The sequence below is a fragment of the Chitinimonas sp. genome (assembly GCF_036568685.1).
Lineage (GTDB): Bacteria > Pseudomonadota > Gammaproteobacteria > Burkholderiales > Chitinimonadaceae > Chitinimonas.
On the sequence record NZ_DATCSC010000154.1, the window covers coordinates 1 to 25,143 of the forward strand.

A 25,143-nucleotide genomic window follows, 5' to 3' on the forward strand; every position below is an offset into this window, starting at 1 on the left:
GCCCGCCGCTGGCTCGATCAGCAAGCCGACGCGCAGCCCGGCCAGGTCGCCCTGCTGGGATGGTCCAACGGTGGTTCGACAGTGTTGCGCACCATGGCCAAAAGTGCCGCCAGCGGACGCTTTCGCGCCGCCGTCGCTTTCTACCCCGGTTGCGAGTCCTCGCTCGGCAGAGTCAAGCAACTGGCCGGCCCGACCCTGATACTCACCGGCGAGGCCGACGACTGGACCGCCATCGCCCCCTGCCGCCAGCTGACGGCCGAGCTCGGACCAGAATACCTGCAGCTGCAAGCCTACCCGGACACCTATCACGACTTCGACAATCCGGCCCTGCTGCATGCCCGGCATCGTGCCGACGTACCCAACGGCATCCACCCCGGCGCGGGCGTCACCATCGCGCCCAACCCGGCCGCTGCCGCCGACGCCTGGCAACGGGCGGCTGACTGGCTCAAGACCGGCTTCGCCCGGCCGGCTGAGGCGCGCTGATCAATCGCGGCTCGGCAGCAAACGGTGGGCAGGCTACTATCCGCCACCTGACCTATCTGCCCAGCCACCGTGTCCGTACGCCTGCTCCCCGCCCTGCTCAGTTTCAGCCTGCTTGCCGCCTGCACCAGCCCGGCCGAACCCCTGCCCGTGCCACAAGAAGAGCCGGTCCCGCCTCCCGCGCAAACGGTACCCCCGCCGGGCATCGAACCCGTGATCTTGCCGCCGGACCTTACCCCCAGCGATATGGGCAAGCCGGTCCCGCCTATCTTGCCGCCGGTCACAGAGCCCCCCAGGCCGGCTCAGCCCGTCCAGCCGGCCTGGAGCGACCCGGTGCAGGGCAAGGCCCTGCTGGGGCGGCTGCTACCCAGCAAGATCCCTGACCGCACCGGCTGGCAGGAGGACATATTCAATGCCTTCCGTGCACTCAAGATTCCCTACAACGCTGAGTACTTCTGCGCCGCCAATGCAGTGATCGAGCAGGAATCGACCTGGCAGGCCGACCCGGTGGTGCCGGGTCTGGGCAAGATGGTCTGGGGCCAGGTGGAACAGAAGGCGCACGCCAAGGGTGTGCCGCTGGCCCTGGTGCGTGCGGCACTGCAGGTGCACTCGCGCGACGGCCGCAGCTATGCAGCCCGGATTGACGCCTTGCGCACCGAGACCGAGATGAACGCGCTGTTCGAGGAGCTGCTGGCCGAGGCCGGCAGGCTGGGCCTGCCGGTCAAGATGCAGAACCCCATCCGCACTGGCGGCCCCATGCAGGTCAGCGTCGAGTTCGCGGACGCCCACGTCAAATCCTGGCCCTATCCCTACCCGGTCAAGGACAGCATCCGCCACGAGGTCTTCAGCCGTAAGGGCGGTGTCTACTTCGGCATCGCCATCTTGCTGCACTACCGGGCCCCCTACAGCGACATGCTGTACCGCTTTGCCGACTACAACGCCGGCCGCTATGCCAGCCGCAATGCCGCCTTTCAGGCCGCCCTGGTACGGCTGGACAAGCAGAAGATGGCGCTTGATGGCGACCTGCTGCGCTACGACAACGGCCGTCCTGCGGCCAGCGCCAGCAGCACCCAGGCGGCGCTCTACCGGCAAGCCGGCAAGCTCAAGCTCAGCCAGGCCGAGATCAACCGCGACCTGGCGCTGGAAAAGCTCGGTGGTTTCGACCAGACCCCGCTTTACCAGCGCCTGTTCCAACTGGCCGACACAAACGCCGGCAAGCCCCTGCCACGGGCAGTGCTGCCGCAGATCCGCCTCAGCAGCCCCAAGATCACCCGCAAGCTGACCACCGAGTGGTTTGCCCGCCGGGTGGATGGCCGCTACCAGACCTGTTTGGCCCGTGCCGGCGAAGCGAAATAAGCAGTGAACAAGCACAAATTCAGACTGGCGGTCTATGAGTAAGTTTTACAAGTATTTGTTTTTATTTGATTTTATTGAAAATCAAATAATCCATATGTCATAATCGATTCAGCTTCCATTCAGTCGTTCGCTCCCATCATGGCGCCATTGATGCAACGAAGCGGCCCCAGCCGCTCAGGTAAAGGAGTCTGCGATGAACAAGTCCATGCTGATTGGTATCGCCATCGGTGGCGCCAGCGCCCTGTCGCTGGGCGCGGTGGCCAGCTACCAGGCCTTCAAGGGGCCGGAATACGCCGAGGTGCTGCACGTGGCCGCGGTACACGAAAAGGTCAAGACGCCGGAAGAGGTCTGCAAGCAGGTGCAGGTCAGCCACAAGGCCCCGGTCAAGGATGAAAACCGCATTGCCGGCACCGTGATCGGTGGCGTGCTGGGCGGCGTGCTCGGCCATCAGGTTGGCGGCGGCACCGGTAAAAAGGTCGCCACCGTGGCCGGCGCAGCCGGCGGCGCCTACGCAGGCAACCAGATCCAGAAGGGCATGCAGGACCGGGATACGACCACCACGTCTGAGGAGCGCTGCAAGACCGTGACCAAGGTGCACGATGAAGTAGTGGGCTACGACGTGCGTTACCGCCTGGACGGCAAGGAAGACACCGTACGCATGGCCCAACCGCCTGCAGACAACCGCATCCCGGTGGAGCACGGCAAGCTGGTGCTGAACGACAGCCCCGCTCCTGCCAAGCAACCCTAAATACTCCCTGCAACTCCCTTGGGCGCCTGACAAGGCGCCCTTTTTTATTCATCTCGCGCCTGACAAGGCGTTTTTTTATTTATCTGGCGCCCGACAAGCCGCGATTTTTATTTGATCCGGCGCCTGATTGGGCGCCTTTTTCCATGCAGGCGACGCCTGACTGGATGCCCTTCCAGGCACATCACGCTGCCTGCCACGCCGCGCCGCGCTTTGAGCTGGCGCGGCTTTGCGCTAAAACAGGGGCTATACCCATCAAGCACAGAAAGCGCACGCCCATGCCACGCATGAATAAACGTCAGTTTCTTGCCAGCGCCGGCCTTGGCCTGGCCAGCCTGCCCTCCCTCGCCACCCCCGCCGCGGGCAGCGACAAAGCCGGCCCGGCGCTACTGACGCTGACCGGTGCCATCGGCAAGCACAACCGCGGGGCCTTCGACCCGGACTTCGACCAGATGCTGGGCAAGCACAAGGCCAGCTTCGACAAGGCCTATACCTTTGACTTTGCCGCCCTCACCAGGCTGCCGGCCGTCACCATCAAGCCCACGCTGGAATACGACGGCAAGGTCCACACTCTGCGCGGCCCGCTGCTGCAGGACGTGCTGGCCGCTGCCGGCGTAAGCGGTGACAACTACCGGCTCCTGATCCAAGCCATCGATGGCTACGCGGTGATGGTGCCGATCAGCGACATCCGCAAATACCGCTTTATCATTGCCACCCACCGCGACGGTCAGGCACTGCCGGTAGGCGGGCTGGGACCGCTCTGGGCGGTCTACGATGCCGACCGCTACCCGGACATCGCCAGCAAGCCGATCAAGGACCGCTTCGCCTTGTGCCCATGGGGCGTCTATCACGTGGCCGTGCAGCCTACCTAAGCCGGCTCAATACGCCCGTTCACGCCGCACCAGGCCCGCCACCGCCTCTCCTTTGCGCAGCGCCCGCAACTTGTCGGCGATCTGGGCGACCGAGGGTTCCGGCAGGGTCTTGGCAGCGACGTGGGGCGTAAGCAAGATCTTGGGGTGGCGCCAGAAGGGGTGCTCGGGGCTGGGTGGCTCCTCGGCCAGCACATCGAGCTGCGCGCCACGCAAGTGGCCGCTATCGAGCAGGGCCAGCAAGGCGGCCTCGTCCAGCTGCTCGCCACGACCGGCGTTGATCACGGCGGCACCCGATGGCAAGCAGCCCAGCCGCTCGGCATTCAGCAAACCGTGCGTCTCAGGCGTATTGGGCAGCAGATTCACCAGTATGTCCGTCTCGGCCAGCAGGCCATCCAGCGCCGCCCAGCCATGCACGCAGCGCACGCCGGCCCGCTCGCGCGCTTGCCGGCTCCACCCGCTGACAGGGTAGCCCAGCCCGGCCAGCGCTCCGGCTACGGCGCCACCCATCTCGCCCATGCCCAACACACTTACCCTAAGCTCCCCTGCGAGCCGGCCAGGCAACGGCTGCCAATGGCCGGCGGCCTGGTGCGCGGCATAGTGGTCGAGGTCGCGCTGGTAACGCAGCACCCCGGCCAGCACATATTCCATCATCTGCTGCGCCATGCCGGCGTCGGTCAACCGCACCAGCGCCACCTCGGGCGCCAGGTCCGTCCGGTGCAGAAAACGGTCCACCCCGGCCCCCAATGCAAATACCGCTTCCAGCGCCGTAAAGCGGGCAAACAGCCCGGTCGGCGGGTGCCAAGCCGCCAAATAGCGCACCTCGGCAGCCTCGGCATCACTCAATTCGGTACAGATACGGTATTCCGGCAGCGCAGCCTCGAACAGCGACAGCCACAGCTCGGCGTTACGGGGGGTGGAAAGGAAGAAAACAGGGCGGGTATCGATAGACATGACAACAGCTTTAGAAAACAGGAGGTGGGCGTGACAGTACGACTTAGTCGGCCAAGGGTACCCAGACTTCACCGCGCATCAGTACCCGGGCACTGCGCGTCAGGCGTGAGGCTACCACCCGGCCGTTCTCCAGCACGGTCTCGATCTCGTTGATGCCGCTAGGGTGGCCAAAGCACAGCGGACGCGCCGCCAAGGGACCACCCAGCAAATCTGCCACCAGGGTGCCAGGCAAGGCCGCGGCGGCGGCCAGCGCGATGGTGCCGGTACCGGTAAAGCCATGGTGCAGCTTGCCCATGGAGACGATGCGCGCCAGCAGATCCATACGCTCTGCCGGCACTGAGCTGCCATCAGCCGCCACATAGTCCATCGGCGGGGCGATCCAGCATAGCTTGGGGTTGCTAGGGCGCTCACGGGTCGCTTGTTGCGCGCTGGTCGCCAGGCCCATGCGTACCGCTGCCTGGGCACGTACCGCTTCGATGCGCGCCAGCACGGCCGCCTCGCCGTTGAAGTCCAAGGGCATCTCGCAGCCATCAAGGCCCAGCGCCGTCGCCGGTAAAATCACCAAGGGGTTGCCGGCATCGATCAAGGTCACCGGCAGCTCGCCCACACCGGGCACCGCCAGTATTTCCTGCGGCAGGCTGGTCGGGAACAAGGCCCCGGAGGCACCACCGGCCGGGTCGAGAAAATCGAGCGCGACAGCCGCACCGGCAAAAGCCACACCATCCATGCGGAACGCCCCCTCCTGGTCCGGTAGGCCGTCACGCATGGGCACCCGTGCCACGATCAGCTTGCCGGTATTGGCCTGCCAGATGCGTACTGTCGCCACACCATCGCGCGGCGCCGGACACAGTCCCTCCAGCAGGGCAAAGGGGCCGACCGCGGCCGAGAGATTGCCGCAATTGCCCGACCAATCTATGCGGCCATCGGCGATGCCCACATGGCCGAAAAGATAGTCCACATCACAACCCGGCCGGCTGGAGGACGATACCAGCACCACCTTGCTGGTTGAGGAAATACCAGTACCCAGACCATCGATCTGCCGCTCGTAGGGGTCGGGGCTACCTATCAGCCGGCTCAGCAGCCGGTCGCGCAGGGCGGGGTCGGCCGGCAGAACATCGGCGCGGATGAACACCCCCTTGGAAGTACCGCCACGCAACAGCGTGGCGGGGAGCCGGTAGAGGCCCATCTCAATCCTCGCCGCCAAGCAAGATGCTGGTGGCGAGCCAGGAGATCACGCTATAGATCAGCGCTGCCAGAATGGCGGTACCGATGCCCGGCACGCTGAAGCCCTTGACCACTTCGGCCACCAGCCAGAAGCAGATGCCGTTGATGACAAAGGTGAAGAGACCCAGGGTCAGGATATTGACCGGCAGGGTCAGGAGCAGCAGCACCGGTCGCAACAGCACGTTCACCAGGCCCAATACCAGCGCGATCACCAGGGCGTTGGTAAAGCTGGCAACATGGACCGAGGGCATCAGATGGGTCAGCAGCAGCAGGCTGACGGCGTTGATCAACCAGACGGCTAAGAGGCGCATGACGTTCCTTGTAGGGTTAGGCGGGTTTCAAGCAGATTGCGGAAAATAGCGTGACTTGTCGACGGCAGCGATCGCCTCGACGCGCGCCTGCAGCACCACCTCGGCGATACGGCTCTTGTCCTCCAGCCGGGCGGCAATCGCACCGGCGTCCACCGCCCGGGCCGCATCGCGGCAGGCCAGCAGATAGTCGATCGAAGGGTAGGCCTTGCCCTCAAAGCCCAGCCTGCCACGCGCGTCGGCCAGGCAGGCGTTCAGCAGCAAGGCAAAGCGGTCCGGCTTGCGCAGCGCGTCGCAGCGGCCCAAGAGTTCCATCACGGTACCCGGCCGCAATTCGCTCGCACGGTGTACCAACAAATGTTCCCGGCAGGCCAGCACAGCCAGCTCGCGGCAGTCGTTCGGCGCCTTGACCCGTTCGGCCAGCGCCGTCACCAGCGGCACACCGCCCTGCTCATGGCCGATATGGCGCGGCCAGTCCGCTTCAGGCGTCAGGCCCTTGCCCAGGTCGTGGCAGAGCGCGGCAAAGCGCACCTCCAGTGGCCAACCCTGGGACGCGGCGTAGTCCAGCACCCGCATCACGTGGTCGCCGGTATCGATCTCCGGGTGGTGCTGAGCCGGTTGCGGCACGCCCCATAGCGCATCCAGCTCCGGCATCAGCCGGGCCAGCGCGCCGCACTCCCGCAGCACCAGAAACATGCGCGAAGGCTGCGCCTCCATCAGCCCCTTGGCCAGCTCCGCCCACACCCGCTCGGCCACCAAGTGGTCCACCTCACCGAGCGTCACCATTTCGCGGCACAGCGCCATGGTCTCGGTGGCGACCGCAAAGCCAAAACGGGCGGCAAAACGCGCCAACCTGAGGATGCGCACCGGGTCCTCGACAAAGGCCGGCCCCACATGGCGCAGCAGCCGGCGTGCCAGATCGCCCTGGCCGTCGTAGGGGTCGATCAGCTCGCCCTCTTCATCTTCCGCAATGGCGTTGATAGTCAGATCACGGCGCGCCAGATCGTCCTCCAGCGTCACATCCGGTGCCGCGTAGACGGTAAAGCCCTTGTAGCCACGGCCAGACTTGCGCTCAGTACGTGCCAGTGCGTATTCCTCCTGCGTCTCGGGGTGCAGAAAGACCGGAAAATCCTTGCCCACCGGCCGGTAGCCCTGCTCCAGCATCTTCTCCGGGGTTGCCCCCACCACCACGTGGTCGCGGTCCTTGACCGGCAGGCCCAGCAACTGGTCGCGCACCGCGCCGCCTACGATATAGCTCTTCATTCCTGATTCCATGCGCTTGTTAGCTGTCTTGCGCCACATTGTAGCGCCGCTGCCGGCGCAGCCCGCGCCGCGAACGCCTAGAATGGCGGACTGATAACGAACGGAGGCCCGCGATGCGTATCGCCCACGACATCACCGAACTGATAGGCAACACCCCCTTGGTGCAGCTCAACCGCGTTACCGAGGGCCTCTCCGCCCGCGTGGTAGCCAAGCTGGAGTTCTTCAACCCCTCGCATAGCGTCAAGGACCGTATCGCAGTCAGCATGATCAACACAGCCGAGGCCGAGGGCAAGCTGCGGCCGGGCAGCACCGTGGTCGAGCCCACCAGTGGCAACACGGGTATCGGTCTGGCCATGGTGTGCGCCGCGCGCGGTTACCGCTGCGTGCTGACCATGCCCGAGACCATGTCCAAGGAGCGCCGTGCGCTCCTGCGTGGCTATGGTGCCGAGCTGGTACTCACCCCCGGCCCGGACGGCATGGGTGGCGCGATTGCCAAAGCGCGCGAGCTGGCAGAGCGCGAGGGCTGGTTCATGCCGCAGCAGTTCGAGAATCCGGCCAACCCCAAGATCCACCGCGAGACCACCGCGCTGGAGATCTGGAACGATACCGACGGCGAAGTGGATATGCTGATCGCCGGCGTGGGTACCGGCGGCACCATCACCGGCGTCAGCGAGGTGATCAAGGCCCGCAAGCCCGGCTTCAAGTCCATCGCGGTCGAGCCGGATGCCAGCCCGGTGCTCAGCGGTGGCGCCAAAGGCCCCCACCCCATCCAGGGCATCGGTGCAGGCTTTGTGCCCGAGGTGCTCAACACCAGCCTGTACGACGAGGTGGTAAGGGTCCGCAGTGAAGACGCCTTCGCCACCGCCCGCCGCATGGCCACCGAAGAGGGCCTGCTGGTCGGCATCAGCTCCGGCGCCGCCGTCTGGGCCGCGCTGGAGGTCGCCAAGCGGCCGGAGAACGCCGGCAAGCTGATCGTGGTGATCATCCCTTCGTTTGGCGAGCGCTACCTGTCGACCGCTCTATTCCAGGGTCTGGTGGATTAAGCCGGCACTGCGGCGGCCAGGCGCCGCCGCGACAGGTGATCGAGGTACCAGGTCAGGCCGGCGGCGGCGATGGTGAGCCCCACCACCAGCGCCAGCCAGAAGCCGGCCGCCGCCATGGGCTCGGCGGGTCGCCACGGCAGCCAGCTGGGTGCCAGGCCCAGCGCGCAACCGAGCGGCAGACAGAAGCCCCAGAAGGCGGTCATATGGATGACCATGGGCGGGCGGGTGACCTTGTAGCCGCGGATGGCGCAACTGGTCGAGACCTGGGTGGCGTCCGACAGTTGGAATACCGCGGCATAGACCAAGAGGTGCGCCGCCAGCGCAGCCACCATGGCATCACTGGTATAGGCCGCCGCGATCTGGTGGTTGAATAGCGCGATAAAGCTGGCCGACAGGATAGCGAAGGCAAACGACAGCCCCACCCCGACCCAAGCCCGAAAGCGCGCCGCAGCCGGGTCGCCCTCGCCCAGCGCGTGGCCGATTCGGGTGATCAGTGCAACGCCCAGACTCAGCGGCACCATAAAGACCAGCGAGGAGAAATTGAGTGCTATCTGGTGCGCCGCCACCTGCTCGGCGCCAAACTCGGCCACCAAGAGTGCAATCAGGCCAAAGGCGCTGGATTCGGCAAAATAGGTCACCCCGATAGGCAGGCCGATCTTCAGGAGCTTGCTGATCTCGGCCCAATGCGGCGGCTCGAAATGGCCCAGCGGCCAGGTCTGGCGGTAGGCCGGCGCGCGGTGCATCCACCACAGGAGCACCCCGAGGTTGAACCAGACGCAGGCCAGCGTCGCCACCGCGCAGCCCAGGCCACCCAGCCTGGGCAGGCCGAAGTGGCCGTAGATCAGCAGCCAGTTAAGCACCACATTGAGCAGCAAGGCCGCCAGCGCGATCACCATCATGGGCTTGGTCTGATTGAGGCTGGCGCTATAGCCGTACAGCACCCGGTAGCAGGCAAAGGCCGGCAGGGCGAAGCTGATCACGTGCAAAAAGCGCTTGGCCATGATGCGTATGCCCGGCTCCAGCGTCATGCCGTCGAACACCAGGGTGGCGGCATTGGCGATCACAAAGGCCACCAGGCCCACACCCAGCGCCTTCCACAGCGCCTGCCGCACCAGGTGCGGGATCTGCTCGTACTCCTCCGCCCCCACATGGTGGGCCACCATGGGGTTGACCGACATCATCACCCCCATCAGGGTTACGACGATGATGGACCACACCGACGCCCCCAGCGAGACGGCCGCCAGGTCGGCCGCGCTGGCATGCCCCGCCATGGCCACGTCGGCCACGGCCATGCCCACGGTAGCGAGCTGGCCCACCAGCATGGGCCAGGCAAGCTGCCACAGTGCAGCGGCTTCGGTACGGACGGCGGGGGTATTGATCAGGCGTAGCGGCATGGCAGACAGACATATCAGGCGGGCGAACCCGGCCGGCCATTCTAGCCTTTGCCGCCGCCCACATGCCGCTGCCTATGCCGATATATCTTTGTCTATCCCTACGCCGGGTAGTGCGCGCGGCCGGCTATGCCAGCCTCGACCGCCAGCTCATCCCCAAAGCGCTCGGCCAGACTCAGCGTCTCGTTGAGGCTCAAGCCCAGTACCAGGAGGCCACCATCGGCCAGCTTTTCCACCCGGGCATCCAGGTAGAGCGCCACTTCGCGCAGCCGCTGCAAGGCCGCCTGGCGACCAGGGCGGGCGGCAAAGCGGGCCCAGTTGCGGCCGGCATGCTGACGAGCCAGCGCCAAAGGCGCACGCGTTGCGACCGCAGGTGTGCTTTCGGCCTGGTTGCTGCTGTTGTCAAAGCTGGGCAGGGGGGTATCGAGATAGTCAAACATGGGCTTCTCCCAAAGAGGTTGGCGACAGCGAAGCCCATGCGGGCGGCGCTTTAGCGGTTCTGGGTTCGGCGTTTCCACGCCACGCGCCCCGCAAGTTGTCGATTAAATCGGCGCGTTGAAACTGTCTGGATAGAACGAGCAAAACAAAAACCCGCTGCCTGTTTGGCTAGCGGGTTTGCATGGTGACCAAATCTTGCCGGACCACCCCACGCTTTAGCCAGATTTATAAAGCGCCTGCAAGCTGATCGGGTCAAATCGGCGCTGTGGATGGAATGTATTACGTCGCCCCGGCTCACGTCAAGCCTCGCCACTCGGCAACATTACCATTGAGAATAATTCTTCTTAAGATTTTTTTAAGCAAGCTTGGGCAGGATCGCTGCAACCTCGCTCCAGGCTGGCCTCAAAGCATGTCGGCACCTTGACTTTGTTACCGTTAGACACACAAAGCCTTGCGCCGGATCAAGCTGCCAGGGTCGTCTTGAAGGAACGAGGCTGGTACAATCCGGATCTTAGTTGATAACGATTATCAGTATATTTCCTGCCATCGCCGCAACGTTGCCCTCTTGGCAGCGTTGCCCACCCTAGCCTTGGAGCCCACATGCGTCGCCTTGCCCGTCCCCTGCTGATCGCCAGCCTGATCGCCCCCCTGTATGCCGCCGCCGCCGAAGTGCCACTGGGCAAGCCCGTGATCGCGGGCGGCATGGAGATCGGCGCGGTCTACCTGCAGCCGGTCAAGATGGAACCCGCCGGCATGATGCTGGACATCAACAAGTCCGACATCCACCTCGAAGCCGACATCCACGCCGTCAAGAACAACCCCACCGGCTTTGCCGAAGGCGACTGGATGCCCTACCTGGTTGTGAAGTACGAACTGGAAAAGGTCGGTGGTACCAAGCAGTCGGGCGACCTGATGCCCATGGTGGCCAGCGATGGTCCGCACTATGGCGACAACGTCAAGCTGCAAGGCGCCGGCAAGTACAAGCTCAAGCTCACCATCCTGCCGCCGACCTCCAACGAGCATGCCCACTTCGGCCGCCACGTGGACAAGGAAACCGGCGTTGGCCCTTGGTTCAAACCCATTGAGACCAACTACGAGTTCACCTACGCCGGTACGGGCAAGAAGGGCGGGTACTGATTGAAGTCGCTCTGCGGGATGAGCGTGCTATAGCTTGATATCCGCGCCCGGCAATCCCCGCAAGGGAGGAGGCCGAAGTAGTAAGCCACCTGAAGGTGGCAACGACTTCGCTCAGCCGGGCGTTAACCGGAATCCGGTTAACAAGCGCGCTTTAGCTTTTATCGCATCCATCCCCCCGCCCCTGCCGCCGCAGGGAAGCCTCGCTGGCGCTCGTCGGTTATCCGAACAAGCGCTGCGAGACCACCGAGAAATCTACCGTCCGCCAGGAGACGTCCTGAAGGATAGGAGAACCGGATGTACGCACGTTTTATGTTGGTCGCTTTTGCGGCAGGCAGTCTGTTCGCCAGTGCGGCGGACGAAGTCACCCTGCAGTTGGTTGCCAAGGACGGCAAGTTCACGCCGACCACATTGACCGCGCCCGCCGGCAAACTGATCCGTATCGAGATCACCAATGCCGGCAATACGCCGATCGAGTTCGAGAGCAATTCGCTGCGCAAGGAAAAGGTCCTGGCACCTGGCGCCAAGTCGGTGGTGGTGATCCGTTCGCCCTCGGCCGGCACCTACGATTTCTACGACGACTACCACCAGGCCACCGGCCGTGGCGTGCTGATCGTCAAGTAACACCAGCCCACGAGGAAACACATCATGATGGGTGAAGTCCTGTTCATCGTCTGGCGCGAAAGCGTCGAAGCGTTGTTGATTGTCGGCATCCTTTACGCTTGGCTGCGCAACCATCCCGAGGCCGCTGCCGGCAAGCGCTACCTGTGGGGTGGCGTCGGGGTCGGCGTGCTGGCGGCCTGTGGCCTGGGCGGCGCCATTCTTGGCTTTGCCGAGTTCTTCGAAGGTGAGCAGCAGGACTACTTCCAGCTGGGCATGATGTCCATCGCCGCGGCGCTGATCGTGCAGATGGTGTTCTGGATGCGTAAGCACGGCCGTACCCTCAAGCGCGACCTGGAAAGCGGCATGGCCGACAACGCCCGCGCCGCCAACTGGTGGGGCATGCTGGCCCTGGTGGCACTCGCCATCGCCCGTGAAGGTAGCGAGACGGTGATCTTCCTGTGGGGCCTGGGCTCGGCCCAACAAGGGGCGCAGATCCTGCCCTTTGCGCTCTCCGCCCTCGTTGGTTTTGTCCTCGCCTTGGGCACCTTCTGGTTGCTCCAGCTTGGCGGCAAGCTCTTCTCCTGGCGCGCCTTCTTCCGCTTCTCCGAACTGATGCTGCTGCTCCTGGCCGGTGCCCTGCTGGTAGGCAGCGTGGAGCGCATGATTTCCTTCGGCTGGTTGCCGCCCTTGGTCGACCCGGTCTGGAACAGCAGCTGGCTGCTGGATGACGGTGGTCCTGTCGGCGGTCTGATTGCCGCGCTTACGGGTTACCGCGCCCGCCCGGCGCTGACCATGGTGCTGGCGCTGGCCAGCTACTGGGTCGTGGTGCAGTGGACGCTCAACCGTCTGCAGCAGCGCGCCATGGGCAAACCCGTCACCGCCTGACCGTATCATCCGGGCGCACTTTAGGTGCGCCCGTCACCGTTTTACCGCTAGCCAACGCCATGCACAGTTCCACTATCCAATTCCACCCTCGTCGCCCGCGCAGCCGCCTTGCGCCGCTGGGCGAGCTGTTGCGCCGCCATCGTCGTATGGTGCTGGGCCTGCAGTGGGTGGTGGTGCTGGTGTATGCCTTCCTGCTGATCGCGCCGGTGTTCCAGCCGCTACCGGACGAGACCGCCCACGTCTGGAACAACCTGACCGTGCTGGCCCAGTTCGCCTTCTGGGGCCTGTGGTGGCCCTTTGTGCTGGTCAGCATGGTAGCCATGGGCCGGGTCTGGTGCGGCGTACTCTGTCCCGAAGGAGCGCTGACCGAGTTTGCCAGCCGCTGGTCGCTCAACCGTCCCATCCCGCGCTGGCTGCGCTGGGGTGGTTGGCCCTTCGTGGCCTTTGCCCTGACCACCATCTATGGCCAGTTGGTCAGCGTCTACCAATACCCACTGGCCGTGCTGCTGGTGCTGGGCGGTTCCACCGTCGGTGCCGTGGTGATCGGCCTGCTCTACACCCGCGAGAAACGCGTCTGGTGCCGCTATATGTGCCCGGTCAACGGCGTGTTCGGCCTCTTGGCCAAGCTTGCCCCCATGCACTACAAAGCCGACGAAGCTGCCTGGCACGACAGCATGGGCCATGGCCGGGTTGCCGCCGTCAACTGCGCTCCGCTACTGCCGCTGCGCAGCCTTGATAGCGCCAGCGACTGCCATAGCTGCGGCCGCTGCAGCGGCCATCGCGGTGCCATTCAACTGGAAGGCCGCGCGCCCAATGCCGAGATCGTCGAGCGTGGCGCCCGCGATGGCAGCAACTGGCAGAGCGCGCTCTTGATCTTCGGCATGATAGGCCTCGCCATGGGGGCGTTCGAGTGGTCGGCCAGCCCCTGGCTGATCGCCGTCAAACAGACCATCGCCGAGTGGCTGGTCAACCGCGATATCTACTGGCCGCTGGCCACCAACGCGCCCTGGTTCATCCTGACCCACTATCCGGACAACAACGACGTGTTCAGTTGGCTGGATGGCGCCTTGCTGCTGGGCTATATGCTGGGCAGCATGCTCCTGGTCGGTGGCGTGCTGGCGAGCTTCGTGGCGCTGGCCGCTGCGGCGCTGCGGGCCGGTCGGCGTGGTTTCAACCACCTGGCACTGGCGTTGGTCCCGCTGGCCGGCGGTGGCGTCTTCCTGGGCCTCTCCGCCACCACGGTCACCCTGCTCAAGGGCGAGGGCGTGCCGCTGTATTGGGTCTCGCCCACCCGCGCCGTGCTGCTCAGCGCCGTCACACTCTGGTCGCTGCAGCTGGCCTGGCGCATCACTGCCCAATACGCCACCACCCTGCCCCGCCGCAGCCTCGCCTGGCTGCTATTCGCTGCCGGCTGCCTGCTGGTGGACGGTGGCTGGGCGCTGTGGTTCTGGATCTGGTAGCCAGCCTCAGACCCGGCGTACCCACTGCCGGTAGTCACGCGGCGTCATGCCGGTCAGCTGTCTGAACTGCTTCGAGAGCGCGCTCTGGTCGCAATAGCCGCAGCTCAGCGCAATCTCCGAGATCGGCGCCTCACTCTCGGCCAGCGCCAGCGTGGCGGCATCAATACGTGTCTTGGTCAGGAACTGGCCCACGCTGAGCTGAAAGATCTTCTTCATGCGCCGTTCGAACTGCGCTGGCGAAACCCCCGCCAACTCGGCCAGCCACTCCACCCGCAATGGCTCGGCATAGCGTGCCAGCATGACATCCACCGCCTCCGCCATGCGTGCATCCACAATGCCGGCACGGCTGGGCTCCAGCAGGTCGCGTGACAGGCAGGCAAGCCCGATCACCTGTCCTTTTGCATCCAGCAAAGGCGTCTTGTTGCTCAGGCACCAACCGGGTTGCCGGTCGTTGAACAGGGTCAGGTCCAGGTTATCGAGTACCGGGTGCCCGGTGCGAAACAGCAGCTCATCCTGCTCGGCATAACGGTCGGCCATATGCGGCGGCCACAGCTCATGCGCGGTCCGCCCAATGGCCTCGCGCTTGTGCGCCAGACCACAGCGCTCGGCCCCGGCTTCGCTCATGCAGATATAGCGGCCCTGCCTGTCCTTCACCGTGAACACCATGTCCGGCATGTGATCGAACAGCGTTTCCAGCAGCAGCGGCTGCGCCAGTCTGGCGATAAAGTCTTCGCGCCAGGCCTTCAGCGTCACATCCATCTCGTCCTTCCCCTGTTTTGCCCAAATCGGCCACTTTCATGCGCGGATCGCACAAGAACGCCCCGACCGCAAAAACTAGCATGACGGGATTCCTGAGTGGGCCGCAAGCCCGCCTCTACTGCCACGCCGAGGATGTCCATGCACCGTATCCAGATCATCGACTCGCATACCGGTGGCGAGCCCACCCGGCTTGTCACCGCCGGCGGCCCGCAACTGGGTCATGGCCCGCTGGCGGAGCGGCGTTCACGCTTCGAGGCCGAGTTCGACCACTTCCGTTCCGCCATCGCCAATGAGCCCCGCGGCAGCGACACCATGGTCGGCGCACTGTTGTGCGAACCGCATAGCCCAGGCTGTGCCGCCGGGGTGATCTTCTTCAACAATGTCGGCACCCTGGGCATGTGCGGCCACGGCACCATCGGCCTCATGGTCACCCTGGCGCATATGGGTCGCATCGGTCTCGGTAGCCATCGCATAGACACCCCTGTCGGTGTCATCGAAGCGACACTGGAAGGCCCCAACCGCGTGAGCCTGCGCAATGTGCCCAGCTACCGGCTGGCCGCCCGGGTAGCCGTCGAGGTGGCAGGTTATGGGCGCATGCACGGCGACATCGCCTGGGGAGGCAACTGGTTCTTCCTGGTCAACGACCATGGCCAGCGCGTCGCTGCGGACCATATTCCGGCGCTGACCGAATGCAGCCGCCGCATACGCGAAGCACTGGCAGCACAGGGCATCACCGGTGCAGACGGTGCAGAGATCGACCATATCGAGCTGTTTGGTCCCAGCGATATGGCCGATTCGCGCAGCTTCGTGCTCTGCCCGGGCCTCGCCTACGACCGGTCACCCTGCGGCACCGGCACCAGCGCCAAGCTGGCCTGCCTTGCCGCCGATGGCAAGCTTGCCGCCGGCCAGATCTGGCGGCAGGAGAGCGTGATCGGCAGCGTGTTCGAAGCCTCCTTCGACGAAATGGGTGGGCAGTTGCGGCCCCACATTACCGGCAGTGCCTACATCACCGCCGAAGCCACCCTGCTGCTGGACCCGAACGACGCCCTGGTGTGGGGCATACGGCTGGGTCAGGTGGCATGAGGCAGGTGTCCTACGACCTCATCGTGATCGGCGCCGGCATCATAGGTAGCGCGGTAGCCGAAAGCTGCGCCCGGCGCGGCCTGCACGTACTGGTCCTGGAAGCTGGCATACCGGCCGCCGGCACCACGGCAGCAGGCATGGGCCACCTCGTGGTACTGGACGACAATCCGGCCGAACTCGCGCTCAGCCAGGATGGCCTGCGGCGCTGGCAAGCCCGCAGCGTCGAACTGCCCAGCCATGCCGAGTATCGGGCTTGCGGCACGCTCTGGCTCGCCAGCGACACCGCCGAAATGGACGAAGCGGAACGCAAGCGCGCGCTCTATCAGCAATACGGCCTCCAGAGCCAGCTGCTCACCGGCTCCGTATTGCGCCAACTGGAGCCCAACCTATCCCCCCACCTGGCCGGCGCCCTGCAGGTCCCGGGAGACGCCGTGCTCTACCCACCTGTCGCCAGCGCATGGTTGCTGGCCCAGGCCTGCCACCTGGGCGCGGAACTCCGGCGGCACAGCCCGGTGCAGGCCCTGCTGCCTCAAGGGGTGCAACTGCGGGATGGCAGCGAGCTTTCGGCCGGCCAGGTCGTCATTGCTGCCGGCAACGCCTCCGCCACCCTGCTGCCCGGCTTGCCTCTCAAGCCCCGCAAGGGCCAGTTGCTGATCACCGACCGCTATCCCGGCATGGTCCGGCACCAGTTGGTGGAGCTGGGCTATATCCGCTCGGCCCACGGCGGCGAAGCAGACTCGGTGGCCTGCAATATCCAGCCACGCGCCACCGGCCAGTTGCTGATCGGCTCCTCGCGCCAGTACCACGACGCCGATCCCGCCATCAGTTGGCCCTTGCTGCAGACCATGCTGACCCGTGCCTGCGACTACCTGCCTGGCCTCGCCACGCTGCAGGCCTTGCGCAGCTGGGCCGGCTTTCGACCGGCAACGCCCGACAAACTGCCCCTGCTTGGCCCGGTACCCGGGCAGACCGGCTGCTGGCTGGCCACCGGCCATGAAGGGCTCGGCATTACCACCGCGCTCGCCAGTGCCGAGCTGCTGGCGCAGATGCTGACCAACGAACCGACCACCCTGGACCCGCGTCCCTATGACCCCGCCCGTTTTGGTAGCTGGCAAACCCCGCCGCAAGCGGTGGCGATGGAGCTGACAACATGAAGGTCAACATCCTGGTGAATGGCGTCGTACTGAGCGTTGCAAGCGGCACCACCCTCGCCAGCGCTCTAGGGGCCTGCGCAGTCCGCCATTCCGTTCAGGGTCAGTCTCGCGCCCCCTACTGCGGTATGGGCGTCTGCTTCGAATGCCGGGTGACCATCGATGGCCGGCCGTACCAGCGCGCCTGTCAGGTACTGGTTCACGACGGCATGGAGGTCCGCCATGAAGGCTGAGTACTGTGCAGACGTGGTCGTCATCGGCGCGGGGCCGGCCGGCATGGCCGCAGCCATCGCCGCCGACGGACAGGGTGCCGACGTACTGCTGATCGACGACAACCCCGCTCCGGGCGGGCAGATCTGGCGCGGTGGACCGGACAAGGCCCCCCTCGCCGCCCAGCCCCGGTTTACCGCCTTGCAACAAAGCCAGGTGTGGCGCTGGCACGGCGTGCGCGTGGTGGCAGCGCCCGTGCCCGGCAAATTGCTGCTGGATGACGGCGCTGAGGGTCGCGTGCTGCGCTACGGCAAGCTGATCATCGCAAGCGGCGCAAGAGAGCGCCTGCTGCCCTTCCCCGGCTGGACCTTGCCCGGTGTCTGCGGTGCGGGCGGTCTGCAAGCCATGGTCAAGCAGGGCTTGCAAGTCGAGCGGCAGCGGGTGGTGCTGGCCGGCAGCGGGCCACTCCTGCTGGCCAGCGCGCAAACCCTGCGCAAGGCCGGAGCCAAGGTACTGCTGATAGCCGAACAAGCCCGGCTTGCCCAACTGGCCCACTTTGCCTGGGGCCTGCGCCGCTACCCCGCCCGGCTGCAACAGGCTGCCGGCTTGTTCCATGCCTTGCGGGGCGTTCCCTACCGCAGCAACAGTCATGTACTCGCCGCGCAAGGGCAGCAACGCCTGGAGTCTGTCCGAGTCCGACAAGGTGAGCGTGTCATCGAGCTGCCCTGCGATTGGCTGGGCGTGGGCTACGGGCTCGTGCCCAATACCGAGCTGGCTGCCGCACTGGGTTGCCAGTTGCAGCAGGGCGCCGTCATGGTAGACGCCATGCAGCAAACCTCCGTACCGGGCGTCTACGCCGCCGGAGAAGTCACCGGCATAGGTGGCGTGGACAAGGCCTGGCTGGAAGGCAGGTTGGCAGGGCTCGCCGCCTGCGGCGCCGAGCTGGCAGCCCAGGCCATGCTGCCTGAGCGGCAGCAGGCCCTGCGTTTCAGCCAACTGCTGGCACAGCACTTTGCCTTGCAGGCCGCCATTACCGAACTGCCACGGCACGACACCCTGGTCTGCCGCTGCGAAGACGTCTTACATGGGCGTTTGCAGGCTTACGACAACTGGCGCGAAGCCAAGCTGCAAACCCGCTGCGGCATGGGCGCCTGCCAGGGGCGCATCTGCGGCACCGCCTGCCAGGTGCTGTACGGCTGGCAGGCCGAGCCGCCACGACCACCGCTGCAACCCACCCCCATCCGTCATTTGCTGCACCCGGATATCTCCCCCAACCTGACTGAGGCCTCCCAGCCATGACCGTGAATTTCCAGGGCGTCATGCCCGCCATCACCACGCCCTTTCATGCCGACCTGAGCATCGATCACGACAACGTCACCCGCACCGTGCAATGGCTGGTAGCAGCCGGCTGTAGCGGCATCGTGCCTTGCGGCTCCCTCGGCGAAGGCGCAACACTGAGCTTTGACGAGAAGGTTGCCTTGATCGAGACCTGCGCGCGTGCCGTGGACGTGCCTGTCATTCCCGGCATCGCGGCGCTCTCCACCGCCGAGGCGGTACGTCTTGCCAAGGCCGCACAGGCCGCCGGCGCCCGTGGCCTGATGGTATTGCCACCCTATGTGTACTCGACCGACTGGCGCGAGATGAAAGCCCACCTGGCAGCGGTGATTACCGCGACCGGACTGCCCTGCATCATCTACAACAACCCGGTTGCCTACCGGACCGACTTCAGCCCGGAACAGATACTCGAACTCGCCAACGAATTCGAGAACGTCAAGGCGGTAAAGGAATCTTCGACCGATGTGCGGCGCGTCACCGCCATCAAGGCGCTGGCGGGTGATCGCCTCAAGCTGGGCGTCGGAGTGGATGATGCCCTGCTGGAGGGCGTTGCCGCCGGTGCCGAATTCTGGATCGCCGGTCTCGTCGATGCGCTGCCAGAGGAATCGGTCCGCCTGTTCGAGCTGGCACGCGCCGGCAGGCATGAGGAAGCAGCCCGACTCTATGCTTGGTTCCTTCCCCTGCTACGGCTCGATACCGTTCCCAAGTTCGTGCAACTGATCAAGCTGGTGCAGGAAAAACGCGGCATCTGCCATCGCCGGGTGCGCCCTCCTCGCCTGGTTCTGGAAGGTGCCGAACTGGCCGCCGCCGACGCGCTGATCGAGCACGCGCTCGCCACCCGGCCCGCACTATGAACGGCCCCCTGCTGCAAGGTCTGTCGCTGCTCGGCAGCCAGTTCGGAGAGCCAGGCGTCCACACCTTCCAGGGGCGCAATCCGGCCACCGGCGAGGCGTTGTCGCCCCGTTTCCACCGGGCACAGCCCGAGGAGCTCACCCAAGCCGTGGCACTGGCCCAGCAAGCGGCACCCCGCTATGCCGCGCTGGGTGGCGCACTGCACGGTGCGTTCCTGCGCGGCATCGCCGAGCGGCTGGAGGGTCTGGCCGATGCGCTGGCCAGCCTGACACCACAGGAAACCGGCCTTCCCGAAGCGCGCATCCGCGGCGAACTCAGCCGCACTACCGGGCAGTTGCGCCTGTTTGCCAGCCTGGCGGAGGAAGGCAGCTGGGTGGATGCCCGGCTCGACAGCGCCGACCCTGCCCGGCAGCCGCAGGCCAGGCCGGCACTGCGCTCCATGCTGCAAGCACTGGGGCCGGTCGCTGTGTTTGGCGCCAGCAATTTTCCCCTCGCCTTCTCGGTGGCTGGTGGCGACACCGCCTCGGCCCTCGCAGCGGGTTGCCCGGTGGTGGTGAAGGCCCATCCCGCACACCCGGGTACCAGCGAACTGGTCGGCCGCGCCATCATAGAAGCGGCGCGGGCGCTGGACCTACCGGAAGGCGTTTTTTCCCTGCTGTTTGATGACGGTATCGGTATCGGTCAGGCCCTGGTACGCCATCCCGACATCAAGGCGGTCGGCTTTACCGGTTCCCTGCGCGCAGGTCGGGCGCTGATGGACATCGCCGCCGCCCGCCCCTGCCCTATACCCGTCTACGCCGAAATGGGCAGCGTGAATCCCCTGGTCATCCTGCCGCATGCCTTGGCCCGCCATGCCGAAGCTATCGCCGATGGTCTCGCCGCCTCGGTGACCCTGGGTGTTGGCCAGTTCTGTACCTGCCCCGGCCTTGTCCTGGCGCTGGAAGGCGAAGGCTACCAACGCCTGCGTGAGCGGCTGGTCAGCAAATTGGCGCTGGTCGGCACCGCCCCCATGCTGACCGCGGGCATGGCCGCGGCCTATCAGGATGGCGTGGCCTCCAGGTCCCAGCAGCCAGGCGTCAGTCAGTTGCTCGGCACCAGCGCCGCGCCCGGCCATGCTGGTCCGGCCTTGCTGGAGGTGAAGGCTGGCAGTCTGCTGGCCGAGCCCGCACTGGCGCACGAGCTATTTGGTCCGACCTGCCTGCTGGTGGCCTGCCAGAACAAGGACGAGCTGTTGACCGTCCTGGCGCAACTCGAAGGCCAGCTGACCATCACCCTGCATGCAGAAGCTGGAGAACTGACCGGCTGGACCGGCCTGCCGGCCCTGCTCGCCAGCAAGGCCGGCCGCCTGTTGTTCGGTGGCTTCCCCACCGGCGTAGAGGTCGGTCACGCCATGGTGCACGGTGGCCCCTACCCGGCAGCGGCAGACAGCCGCAGCACCTCGGTCGGCGCCGCCGCCATGCTGCGCTTCGCCCGCCCCGTCTGTTACCAGAACTGGCCGGAAAACCTGCTCCCACCAGCACTACAGGCAGCCAACCCGCTGGGTTTGTGGCGGCAAGTGAACGGTCAACGCGGCAAGCATTGAAAACCATCGCGTCGCGCTCCGGCGCGGCAAATACTGTCGGCAGCATCTTGTCCTACCCAACCACTGAGAGGAACACATGCCACACCGCTCCCCACCCCCTATCGCCTTTTTCATTGCCAGCGGCCTCCTGGCCCTGGGCGCCCAGGCGGCTGACCCGCAGGTCGTGAAACTCGGCTTCGCAGCACCGCTGACCGGGCCGCAGGCGCACTACGGTGCCGATATGAAGGCCGGCATCGTGCTGGCACTGGAGGACATCAACAAGCAGGCGCCGGTCATAGGCGGCAAACCGGTGAAATTCGAGCTGCTGGCCGAAGATGACCAGGCCGACCCCAAGACGGCCACCGGTGTGGCGCAACGTTTTGTCGACGCCAAGGTCAGCGGCATCATCGGCCACTTCAACTCTGGCACCTCCATCCCCGCCTCCAAGATCTACGCCGATGCCGGCATCCCGCAGATTGCCATGGCCACCGCGCCGGCCTACACGGCACAAGGCTTCAAGACCACCTTCCGGGCCATGACCAGCGACACGCAGCAGGGCAGCGTGATGGGTGGCTTTGTGGTGAAGAAGCTGGGGCTCAAGAATGTTGCCATCATCGATGACCGTACCGCCTATGGCCAGGGGCTGGCAGACCAGTTCGAAAAGGCCGCCAAGGCCGCCGGCGGCGTGATCGTGAGCCGTGAATACACCACGGACAAGGCTACCGATTTCTCCAGCATCCTGACCAGCATCAAGGCCAAGCAACCGGGTGCCATCTTCTATGGCGGTGCCGACAGTCAGTCTGCCCCACTGACGGTGCAGATGCGTCGCCTGGGCATCAAGGCACAGCTGATATCGGGCGAGATGACCCGCACCGACAACTTTCTGCAGCTCACCGGGGAATCGGGTAACGGCGTGATCGCCTCGCTCGCCGGACTGCCGGCCGACAAGGCGCCAGGCAGCGCGGCGCTGATCGCCCGTGCCAAGGCACGCTTTGGCTCGGCCGACTTCTACGCACCTTATTCCTACGACGCGACCATGGTCATGGTCAATGCCATGAAGGCCGCCAATTCGACTGAACCGGCACGTTATCTGCCCTTCCTGGCCAAGACCCAGTACGCAGGCATCAGCTCACCCAAGATCGCCTACGACGCCCAGGGCGACCTGCGCTACGGCGATATCACGGTATACAAGGCAGACAAGGGCAAGTGGACCGTGTTGGAAACCGTCAGCGGGAATTGATCGGCGTGGCAGGTGGTGGTCTGGCTATTCCGGCGACTTGGAATCCAGCCAGATCGTCACCGGCCCGTCATTGACGAGGCTGACCTGCATGTCCGCACCAAACACACCCGTCGGTACCGGCTTGGCGATCTCCTGACTCATCGCCGCCACAAAGCGCTCGAACAGCGGCTGGGACACCGTCCCAGGCGCCGCCCGGCTCCAGGAGGGCCGGTTGCCTTTCTTGACGCTGCCAAAGAGGGTGAACTGGCTGACCGCCAGCACCTCCCCGCCCACCTCCAGCACCGAGCGGTTCATCACGCCGGCTTCGTCGCCGAACACCCGGAGGCGGCTGATTTTCTGTACCAGCCAGGCAATGTCGGCCTCGCCATCTTCGGCCTCGGCCCCCACCAGCAGCAAAAGACCTGGTCCGATGCGGCCCACGCAACGGCCTTCGACCGCCACGCTGGCCTCACTCACTCTCTGCAGCAATACGCGCAATTCAAGCTTCCTATTCAGCCCCAAACACCCACCGACGAGCGTCAGCGAGGCTGCCAGAATTCTTGGCGCGCTAGCGCCTGGAACCTGTGCCTGCAGAGCTCGGGGGCCGCGGGGACTCGGGTTGTATCAATTAGCCCGGCTTCGTTTCAGGTATCCACGACAGGGAAACGCCCGGCTAAGCCGGGCGGTGCACTAGCCTTCTGGTCCAGCCACTTCCGATTTACAACTCCACCGGACGCAGGTCGTTAAGGCGCAGACCGCCCTTGACCACCCGGTACAGCGTCCAGATCCAAACGCCCAGCCACAGCAGGAAGGCCAGCGGGATGCCGATAATGGTCAGGCACAAAGCGCCACCCGCCACCACGCCCAGCACCGACCACCAGAAGGTGGCGATCAGGTAGCTGTAGTGCGACTCCAGCCAGGTGCCACGCGCATCGTCGCGCTTGATATGGGCGATGATCACACCGACAAGGCCGGTCGGCAGGGCGGTGAACAGTGACACGCCGATCAGCACATAAGACAGCATGGCGGCGTTCTTGAGCGATTGTTCGGCTTCTTCTGCCAGCAGCACTTCAGACATGTTCGTTCCTCCTTGGTTGATGACTGCATTGTGCTGCAGCCCCTCCCCTTGCGCGGCCACCATGCGATGCACGACGGTTCGCTGCGACAATCCGCAGCCAGCGGCGATAGACCGCGCCGACTGCGCACGTTTGCGGGTCAGCGAGCCATCACCTGGTGCCAGCCACGCTCAACATTCGACGATGTTGACGGGGACTTCCACCACGTTGATCGCAAGGCCGCCGCGAGCGGTTTCCTTGTACTTGGCATGCATGTCACGGCCGGTGTCGCGCATGGTCTTGATCACCCGGTCCAGCGAGACAAAGTGGGTACCGTCACCACGTAGCGCCATGCGTGCAGCGTTGATCGCCTTGATCGAGGCCATGGCATTGCGCTCGATACAGGGCACCTGCACCAGGCCGCCAACCGGGTCGCAGGTCAGCCCCAGATTATGTTCCATACCGATCTCGGCGGCATTCTCCACCTGGCCCGGCGTACCACCCAGTACCTCGGCCAGCGCGCCGGCCGCCATGGAGCATGCCGAGCCGACTTCGCCCTGGCAGCCCACCTCGGCACCGGAAATGGAGGCATTGGTCTTGAACAGGATGCCGATGGCGCCTGCGGTAAGCAGGAAACGGACGATGCCATCCTCGTTCGCGCCCGGCACAAAGTTGACGTAATAGTGCAGCACCGCCGGGATGATGCCGGCCGCACCATTGGTTGGCGCCGTCACCACGCGGCCACCACCGGCGTTCTCTTCATTCACCGCCAGGGCGTACAGGTTGACCCAGTCCAGCACGGTCAGCGGGTCACGCAGCGCCGCCTCCGGCTTGCCGGCCAACTGCCGATACAGATCGTGGGCGCGGCGCTTGACCTTCATGCCACCCGGCAGAATGCCCTCGGTGCGGCAGCCGCGCTCGACGCAGGCCTTCATCACCTGCCAGATCTCCAGCAGCTTGGTACGCACCTCTGCCTCGCTGCGCCAGGCCAGCTCGTTTTCCAGCATCAGCTGGCTGATGGACTTGTTATGTCGCTGTGCCAGCGCCAACAGTTCGGCGCCGGTACTGAAGGGATGGGTCAGCACCTCGGCAGTTGGTGGCGTAAAGCCCCCCTCCACCGCATGCTCGTCAACCACGAACCCCCCACCCACTGAGTAGTATGCGCGCTTGGAGAGCTCCACGCCGGCCGCATCAAAGGCCGCGAAGATCATGCCGTTAGGGTGGTAGGGCAAGGTCTTGCGCTTGTGCAGGATCAGGTGCTCGGGCTCGTCAAAGGCGATCTCGTGGCTGCCCAAGAGCCGTATGCGGCGCTGCTCGCGTACCGCAGCCAACATGGCCGGCACCGCATCGGTATCGACCAGTTGCGGCTCTTCACCCAGGAGGCCCAGCAGCACCGCCTTGTCGGTGCCGTGGCCCTTGCCAGTGGCACCGAGCGAACCGTACATCTCCGAACGCACGCTGGCCACCCGCCCCAGGAGGCCATCCCGCTCCAGGCGCTGCACAAATTGCCGCGCCGCCCGCATGGGGCCGACCGTGTGCGAACTGGAAGGACCAATACCGATCTTGAACAGATCAAAAACACTGATTGCCATGCTGTCTCTCTCCGTCTGCCACGGGTAGTGGCGACGTTGTTATACCCGTCCCGACGGGTGGCCGGGGCGCGGTCTGGTACAAAAAGCGAGTCACTGAAACAAACTTATTTACAACTTTTTACACTTTAAGCTCATCTTAAGCTGCTTCTCGCTATCATCCGCCGGTCTCATCA

At 65.2% G+C, this 25,143-nt stretch carries 26 protein-coding genes and 1 riboswitch; of the genes, 16 read left to right on the plus strand and 10 right to left on the minus strand.

Annotation, left to right across the window (positions count from 1 at the left end; translation table 11 throughout):
• The 4 genes from VIM95_RS22520 to VIM95_RS22535 form a co-directional block, all read left to right on the plus strand.
• A partial coding sequence (locus tag VIM95_RS22520) for a dienelactone hydrolase family protein (RefSeq protein ID WP_331990249.1) occupies window positions 1-483 on the plus strand: 483 nt, incomplete at its 5' end.
• A 69-nt stretch (window positions 484-552) separates the two neighbouring features.
• Window positions 553-1,836, plus strand: coding sequence for a DUF1615 domain-containing protein (locus VIM95_RS22525; RefSeq protein ID WP_331990251.1), 1,284 nt, complete (start codon window positions 553-555; stop codon window positions 1,834-1,836).
• A 193-nt stretch (window positions 1,837-2,029) separates the two neighbouring features.
• The gene (locus tag VIM95_RS22530) at window positions 2,030-2,584 is read left to right on the plus strand and encodes a glycine zipper 2TM domain-containing protein (RefSeq protein WP_331990253.1); all 555 of its coding nucleotides are present in this window, start codon (window positions 2,030-2,032) and stop codon (window positions 2,582-2,584) included.
• Between the two features lie 284 nt (window positions 2,585-2,868).
• Complete coding sequence (locus VIM95_RS22535) at window positions 2,869-3,453, plus strand: hypothetical protein (RefSeq protein ID WP_331990255.1); 585 nt, start codon at window positions 2,869-2,871, stop codon at window positions 3,451-3,453.
• Between the two features lie 6 nt (window positions 3,454-3,459).
• Here VIM95_RS22535 and VIM95_RS22540 read toward each other — a convergent pair whose 3' ends face one another.
• The 4 genes from VIM95_RS22540 to VIM95_RS22555 are packed head-to-tail and all read right to left on the minus strand — an operon-like array spanning window position 3,460 to window position 7,199.
• Window positions 3,460-4,404 (minus strand): glyoxylate/hydroxypyruvate reductase A, encoded by a 945-nt coding sequence (locus VIM95_RS22540; RefSeq protein ID WP_331990257.1) that lies wholly within the window; start codon window positions 4,402-4,404, stop codon window positions 3,460-3,462.
• Window positions 4,405-4,447: 43 nt separating this feature from the next.
• The gene (locus tag VIM95_RS22545) at window positions 4,448-5,590 is read right to left on the minus strand and encodes a PrpF domain-containing protein (RefSeq protein ID WP_331990259.1); all 1,143 of its coding nucleotides are present in this window, start codon (window positions 5,588-5,590) and stop codon (window positions 4,448-4,450) included.
• A gap of 1 nt (window position 5,591) precedes the next feature.
• Window positions 5,592-5,939, minus strand: coding sequence for a phage holin family protein (locus VIM95_RS22550; protein WP_331990261.1), 348 nt, complete (start codon window positions 5,937-5,939; stop codon window positions 5,592-5,594).
• Between the two features lie 27 nt (window positions 5,940-5,966).
• Entirely contained in the window at window positions 5,967-7,199 is a 1,233-nt protein-coding gene (locus VIM95_RS22555; protein ID WP_331990263.1) for a multifunctional CCA addition/repair protein, read from the minus strand.
• Between the two features lie 113 nt (window positions 7,200-7,312).
• On the opposite strand from VIM95_RS22555, the gene cysK reads away from it, so the two are divergent.
• Window positions 7,313-8,242 (plus strand): cysteine synthase A, encoded by a 930-nt coding sequence (cysK, locus tag VIM95_RS22560; RefSeq protein WP_331990265.1) that lies wholly within the window; start codon window positions 7,313-7,315, stop codon window positions 8,240-8,242.
• On the opposite strand, the gene VIM95_RS22565 is transcribed toward cysK, so the two are convergent.
• Both VIM95_RS22565 and VIM95_RS22570 read right to left on the minus strand, forming a co-directional pair.
• On the minus strand, window positions 8,239-9,636 hold the full coding sequence (locus VIM95_RS22565) for an MATE family efflux transporter (protein ID WP_331990267.1): 1,398 nt from the start codon (window positions 9,634-9,636) through the stop codon (window positions 8,239-8,241). The genes cysK and VIM95_RS22565 overlap by 4 nt on opposite strands.
• 98 nt (window positions 9,637-9,734) lie before the next feature.
• Window positions 9,735-10,073 carry a hypothetical protein gene (locus tag VIM95_RS22570; protein ID WP_331990269.1) on the minus strand — a complete coding sequence of 113 codons (339 nt, stop codon included), beginning with the start codon at window positions 10,071-10,073 and terminating at the stop codon, window positions 9,735-9,737.
• 193 nt (window positions 10,074-10,266) lie between these two features.
• Window positions 10,267-10,345: riboswitch (SAM riboswitch) on the minus strand.
• Window positions 10,346-10,671: 326 nt separating this feature from the next.
• Between VIM95_RS22570 and VIM95_RS22575 the strand changes: the two genes are divergently transcribed.
• The 4 genes from VIM95_RS22575 to VIM95_RS22590 all read left to right on the plus strand — a co-directional run bounded on the left by VIM95_RS22575 (window position 10,672) and on the right by VIM95_RS22590 (window position 14,153).
• Window positions 10,672-11,208: an iron transporter gene (locus tag VIM95_RS22575; RefSeq protein WP_331990271.1), complete on the plus strand. Its 537-nt coding sequence runs from the start codon at window positions 10,672-10,674 to the stop codon at window positions 11,206-11,208.
• Window positions 11,209-11,502: 294 nt separating this feature from the next.
• On the plus strand, window positions 11,503-11,829 hold the full coding sequence (locus VIM95_RS22580) for a cupredoxin domain-containing protein (RefSeq protein ID WP_331990273.1): 327 nt from the start codon (window positions 11,503-11,505) through the stop codon (window positions 11,827-11,829).
• 24 nt (window positions 11,830-11,853) lie between these two features.
• Window positions 11,854-12,693, plus strand: coding sequence for an FTR1 family iron permease (locus VIM95_RS22585; RefSeq protein WP_331990275.1), 840 nt, complete (start codon window positions 11,854-11,856; stop codon window positions 12,691-12,693).
• A gap of 59 nt (window positions 12,694-12,752) precedes the next feature.
• The gene (locus VIM95_RS22590; RefSeq protein WP_331990277.1) at window positions 12,753-14,153 is read left to right on the plus strand and encodes a 4Fe-4S binding protein; all 1,401 of its coding nucleotides are present in this window, start codon (window positions 12,753-12,755) and stop codon (window positions 14,151-14,153) included.
• Window positions 14,154-14,159: 6 nt separating this feature from the next.
• Here VIM95_RS22590 and VIM95_RS22595 read toward each other — a convergent pair whose 3' ends face one another.
• A complete protein-coding gene (locus VIM95_RS22595; RefSeq protein ID WP_331990279.1) occupies window positions 14,160-14,912 on the minus strand; it encodes an AraC family transcriptional regulator in 753 nt (250 codons plus the stop codon).
• 138 nt (window positions 14,913-15,050) lie between these two features.
• Here VIM95_RS22595 and VIM95_RS22600 point away from each other — a divergent pair, with 138 nt between their 5' ends.
• The 7 genes from VIM95_RS22600 to VIM95_RS22630 all read left to right on the plus strand — a co-directional run bounded on the left by VIM95_RS22600 (window position 15,051) and on the right by VIM95_RS22630 (window position 22,344).
• On the plus strand, window positions 15,051-15,995 hold the full coding sequence (locus VIM95_RS22600; RefSeq protein WP_331990281.1) for a 4-hydroxyproline epimerase: 945 nt from the start codon (window positions 15,051-15,053) through the stop codon (window positions 15,993-15,995).
• Between the two features lie 5 nt (window positions 15,996-16,000).
• Complete coding sequence (locus tag VIM95_RS22605; RefSeq protein ID WP_331990283.1) at window positions 16,001-17,149, plus strand: FAD-dependent oxidoreductase; 1,149 nt, start codon at window positions 16,001-16,003, stop codon at window positions 17,147-17,149.
• Window positions 17,146-17,379: a (2Fe-2S)-binding protein gene (locus tag VIM95_RS22610; protein ID WP_331990285.1), complete on the plus strand. Its 234-nt coding sequence runs from the start codon at window positions 17,146-17,148 to the stop codon at window positions 17,377-17,379. Before VIM95_RS22605 ends, VIM95_RS22610 begins: the two co-directional genes overlap by 4 nt.
• Complete coding sequence (locus VIM95_RS22615) at window positions 17,369-18,655, plus strand: FAD/NAD(P)-binding oxidoreductase (protein ID WP_331990287.1); 1,287 nt, start codon at window positions 17,369-17,371, stop codon at window positions 18,653-18,655. The genes VIM95_RS22610 and VIM95_RS22615 overlap by 11 nt, the downstream gene beginning before the upstream one ends.
• On the plus strand, window positions 18,652-19,545 hold the full coding sequence (locus VIM95_RS22620; protein ID WP_331990289.1) for a dihydrodipicolinate synthase family protein: 894 nt from the start codon (window positions 18,652-18,654) through the stop codon (window positions 19,543-19,545). The genes VIM95_RS22615 and VIM95_RS22620 overlap by 4 nt, the downstream gene beginning before the upstream one ends.
• Entirely contained in the window at window positions 19,542-21,125 is a 1,584-nt protein-coding gene (locus VIM95_RS22625; protein WP_331990291.1) for an aldehyde dehydrogenase (NADP(+)), read from the plus strand. The genes VIM95_RS22620 and VIM95_RS22625 overlap by 4 nt, the downstream gene beginning before the upstream one ends.
• A gap of 76 nt (window positions 21,126-21,201) precedes the next feature.
• Window positions 21,202-22,344 carry a branched-chain amino acid ABC transporter substrate-binding protein gene (locus tag VIM95_RS22630; RefSeq protein WP_331990293.1) on the plus strand — a complete coding sequence of 381 codons (1,143 nt, stop codon included), beginning with the start codon at window positions 21,202-21,204 and terminating at the stop codon, window positions 22,342-22,344.
• A 24-nt stretch (window positions 22,345-22,368) separates the two neighbouring features.
• Here VIM95_RS22630 and dtd read toward each other — a convergent pair whose 3' ends face one another.
• From dtd to VIM95_RS22645, 3 genes are all read right to left on the minus strand, one after another.
• The gene (gene dtd / locus VIM95_RS22635; RefSeq protein WP_331990295.1) at window positions 22,369-22,821 is read right to left on the minus strand and encodes a D-aminoacyl-tRNA deacylase; all 453 of its coding nucleotides are present in this window, start codon (window positions 22,819-22,821) and stop codon (window positions 22,369-22,371) included.
• Between the two features lie 220 nt (window positions 22,822-23,041).
• Complete coding sequence (locus tag VIM95_RS22640) at window positions 23,042-23,401, minus strand: hypothetical protein (protein ID WP_331990297.1); 360 nt, start codon at window positions 23,399-23,401, stop codon at window positions 23,042-23,044.
• Between the two features lie 168 nt (window positions 23,402-23,569).
• Window positions 23,570-24,970, minus strand: coding sequence for an L-serine ammonia-lyase (locus VIM95_RS22645; RefSeq protein WP_331990299.1), 1,401 nt, complete (start codon window positions 24,968-24,970; stop codon window positions 23,570-23,572).
• Window positions 24,971-25,143 lie beyond the last annotated feature (173 nt).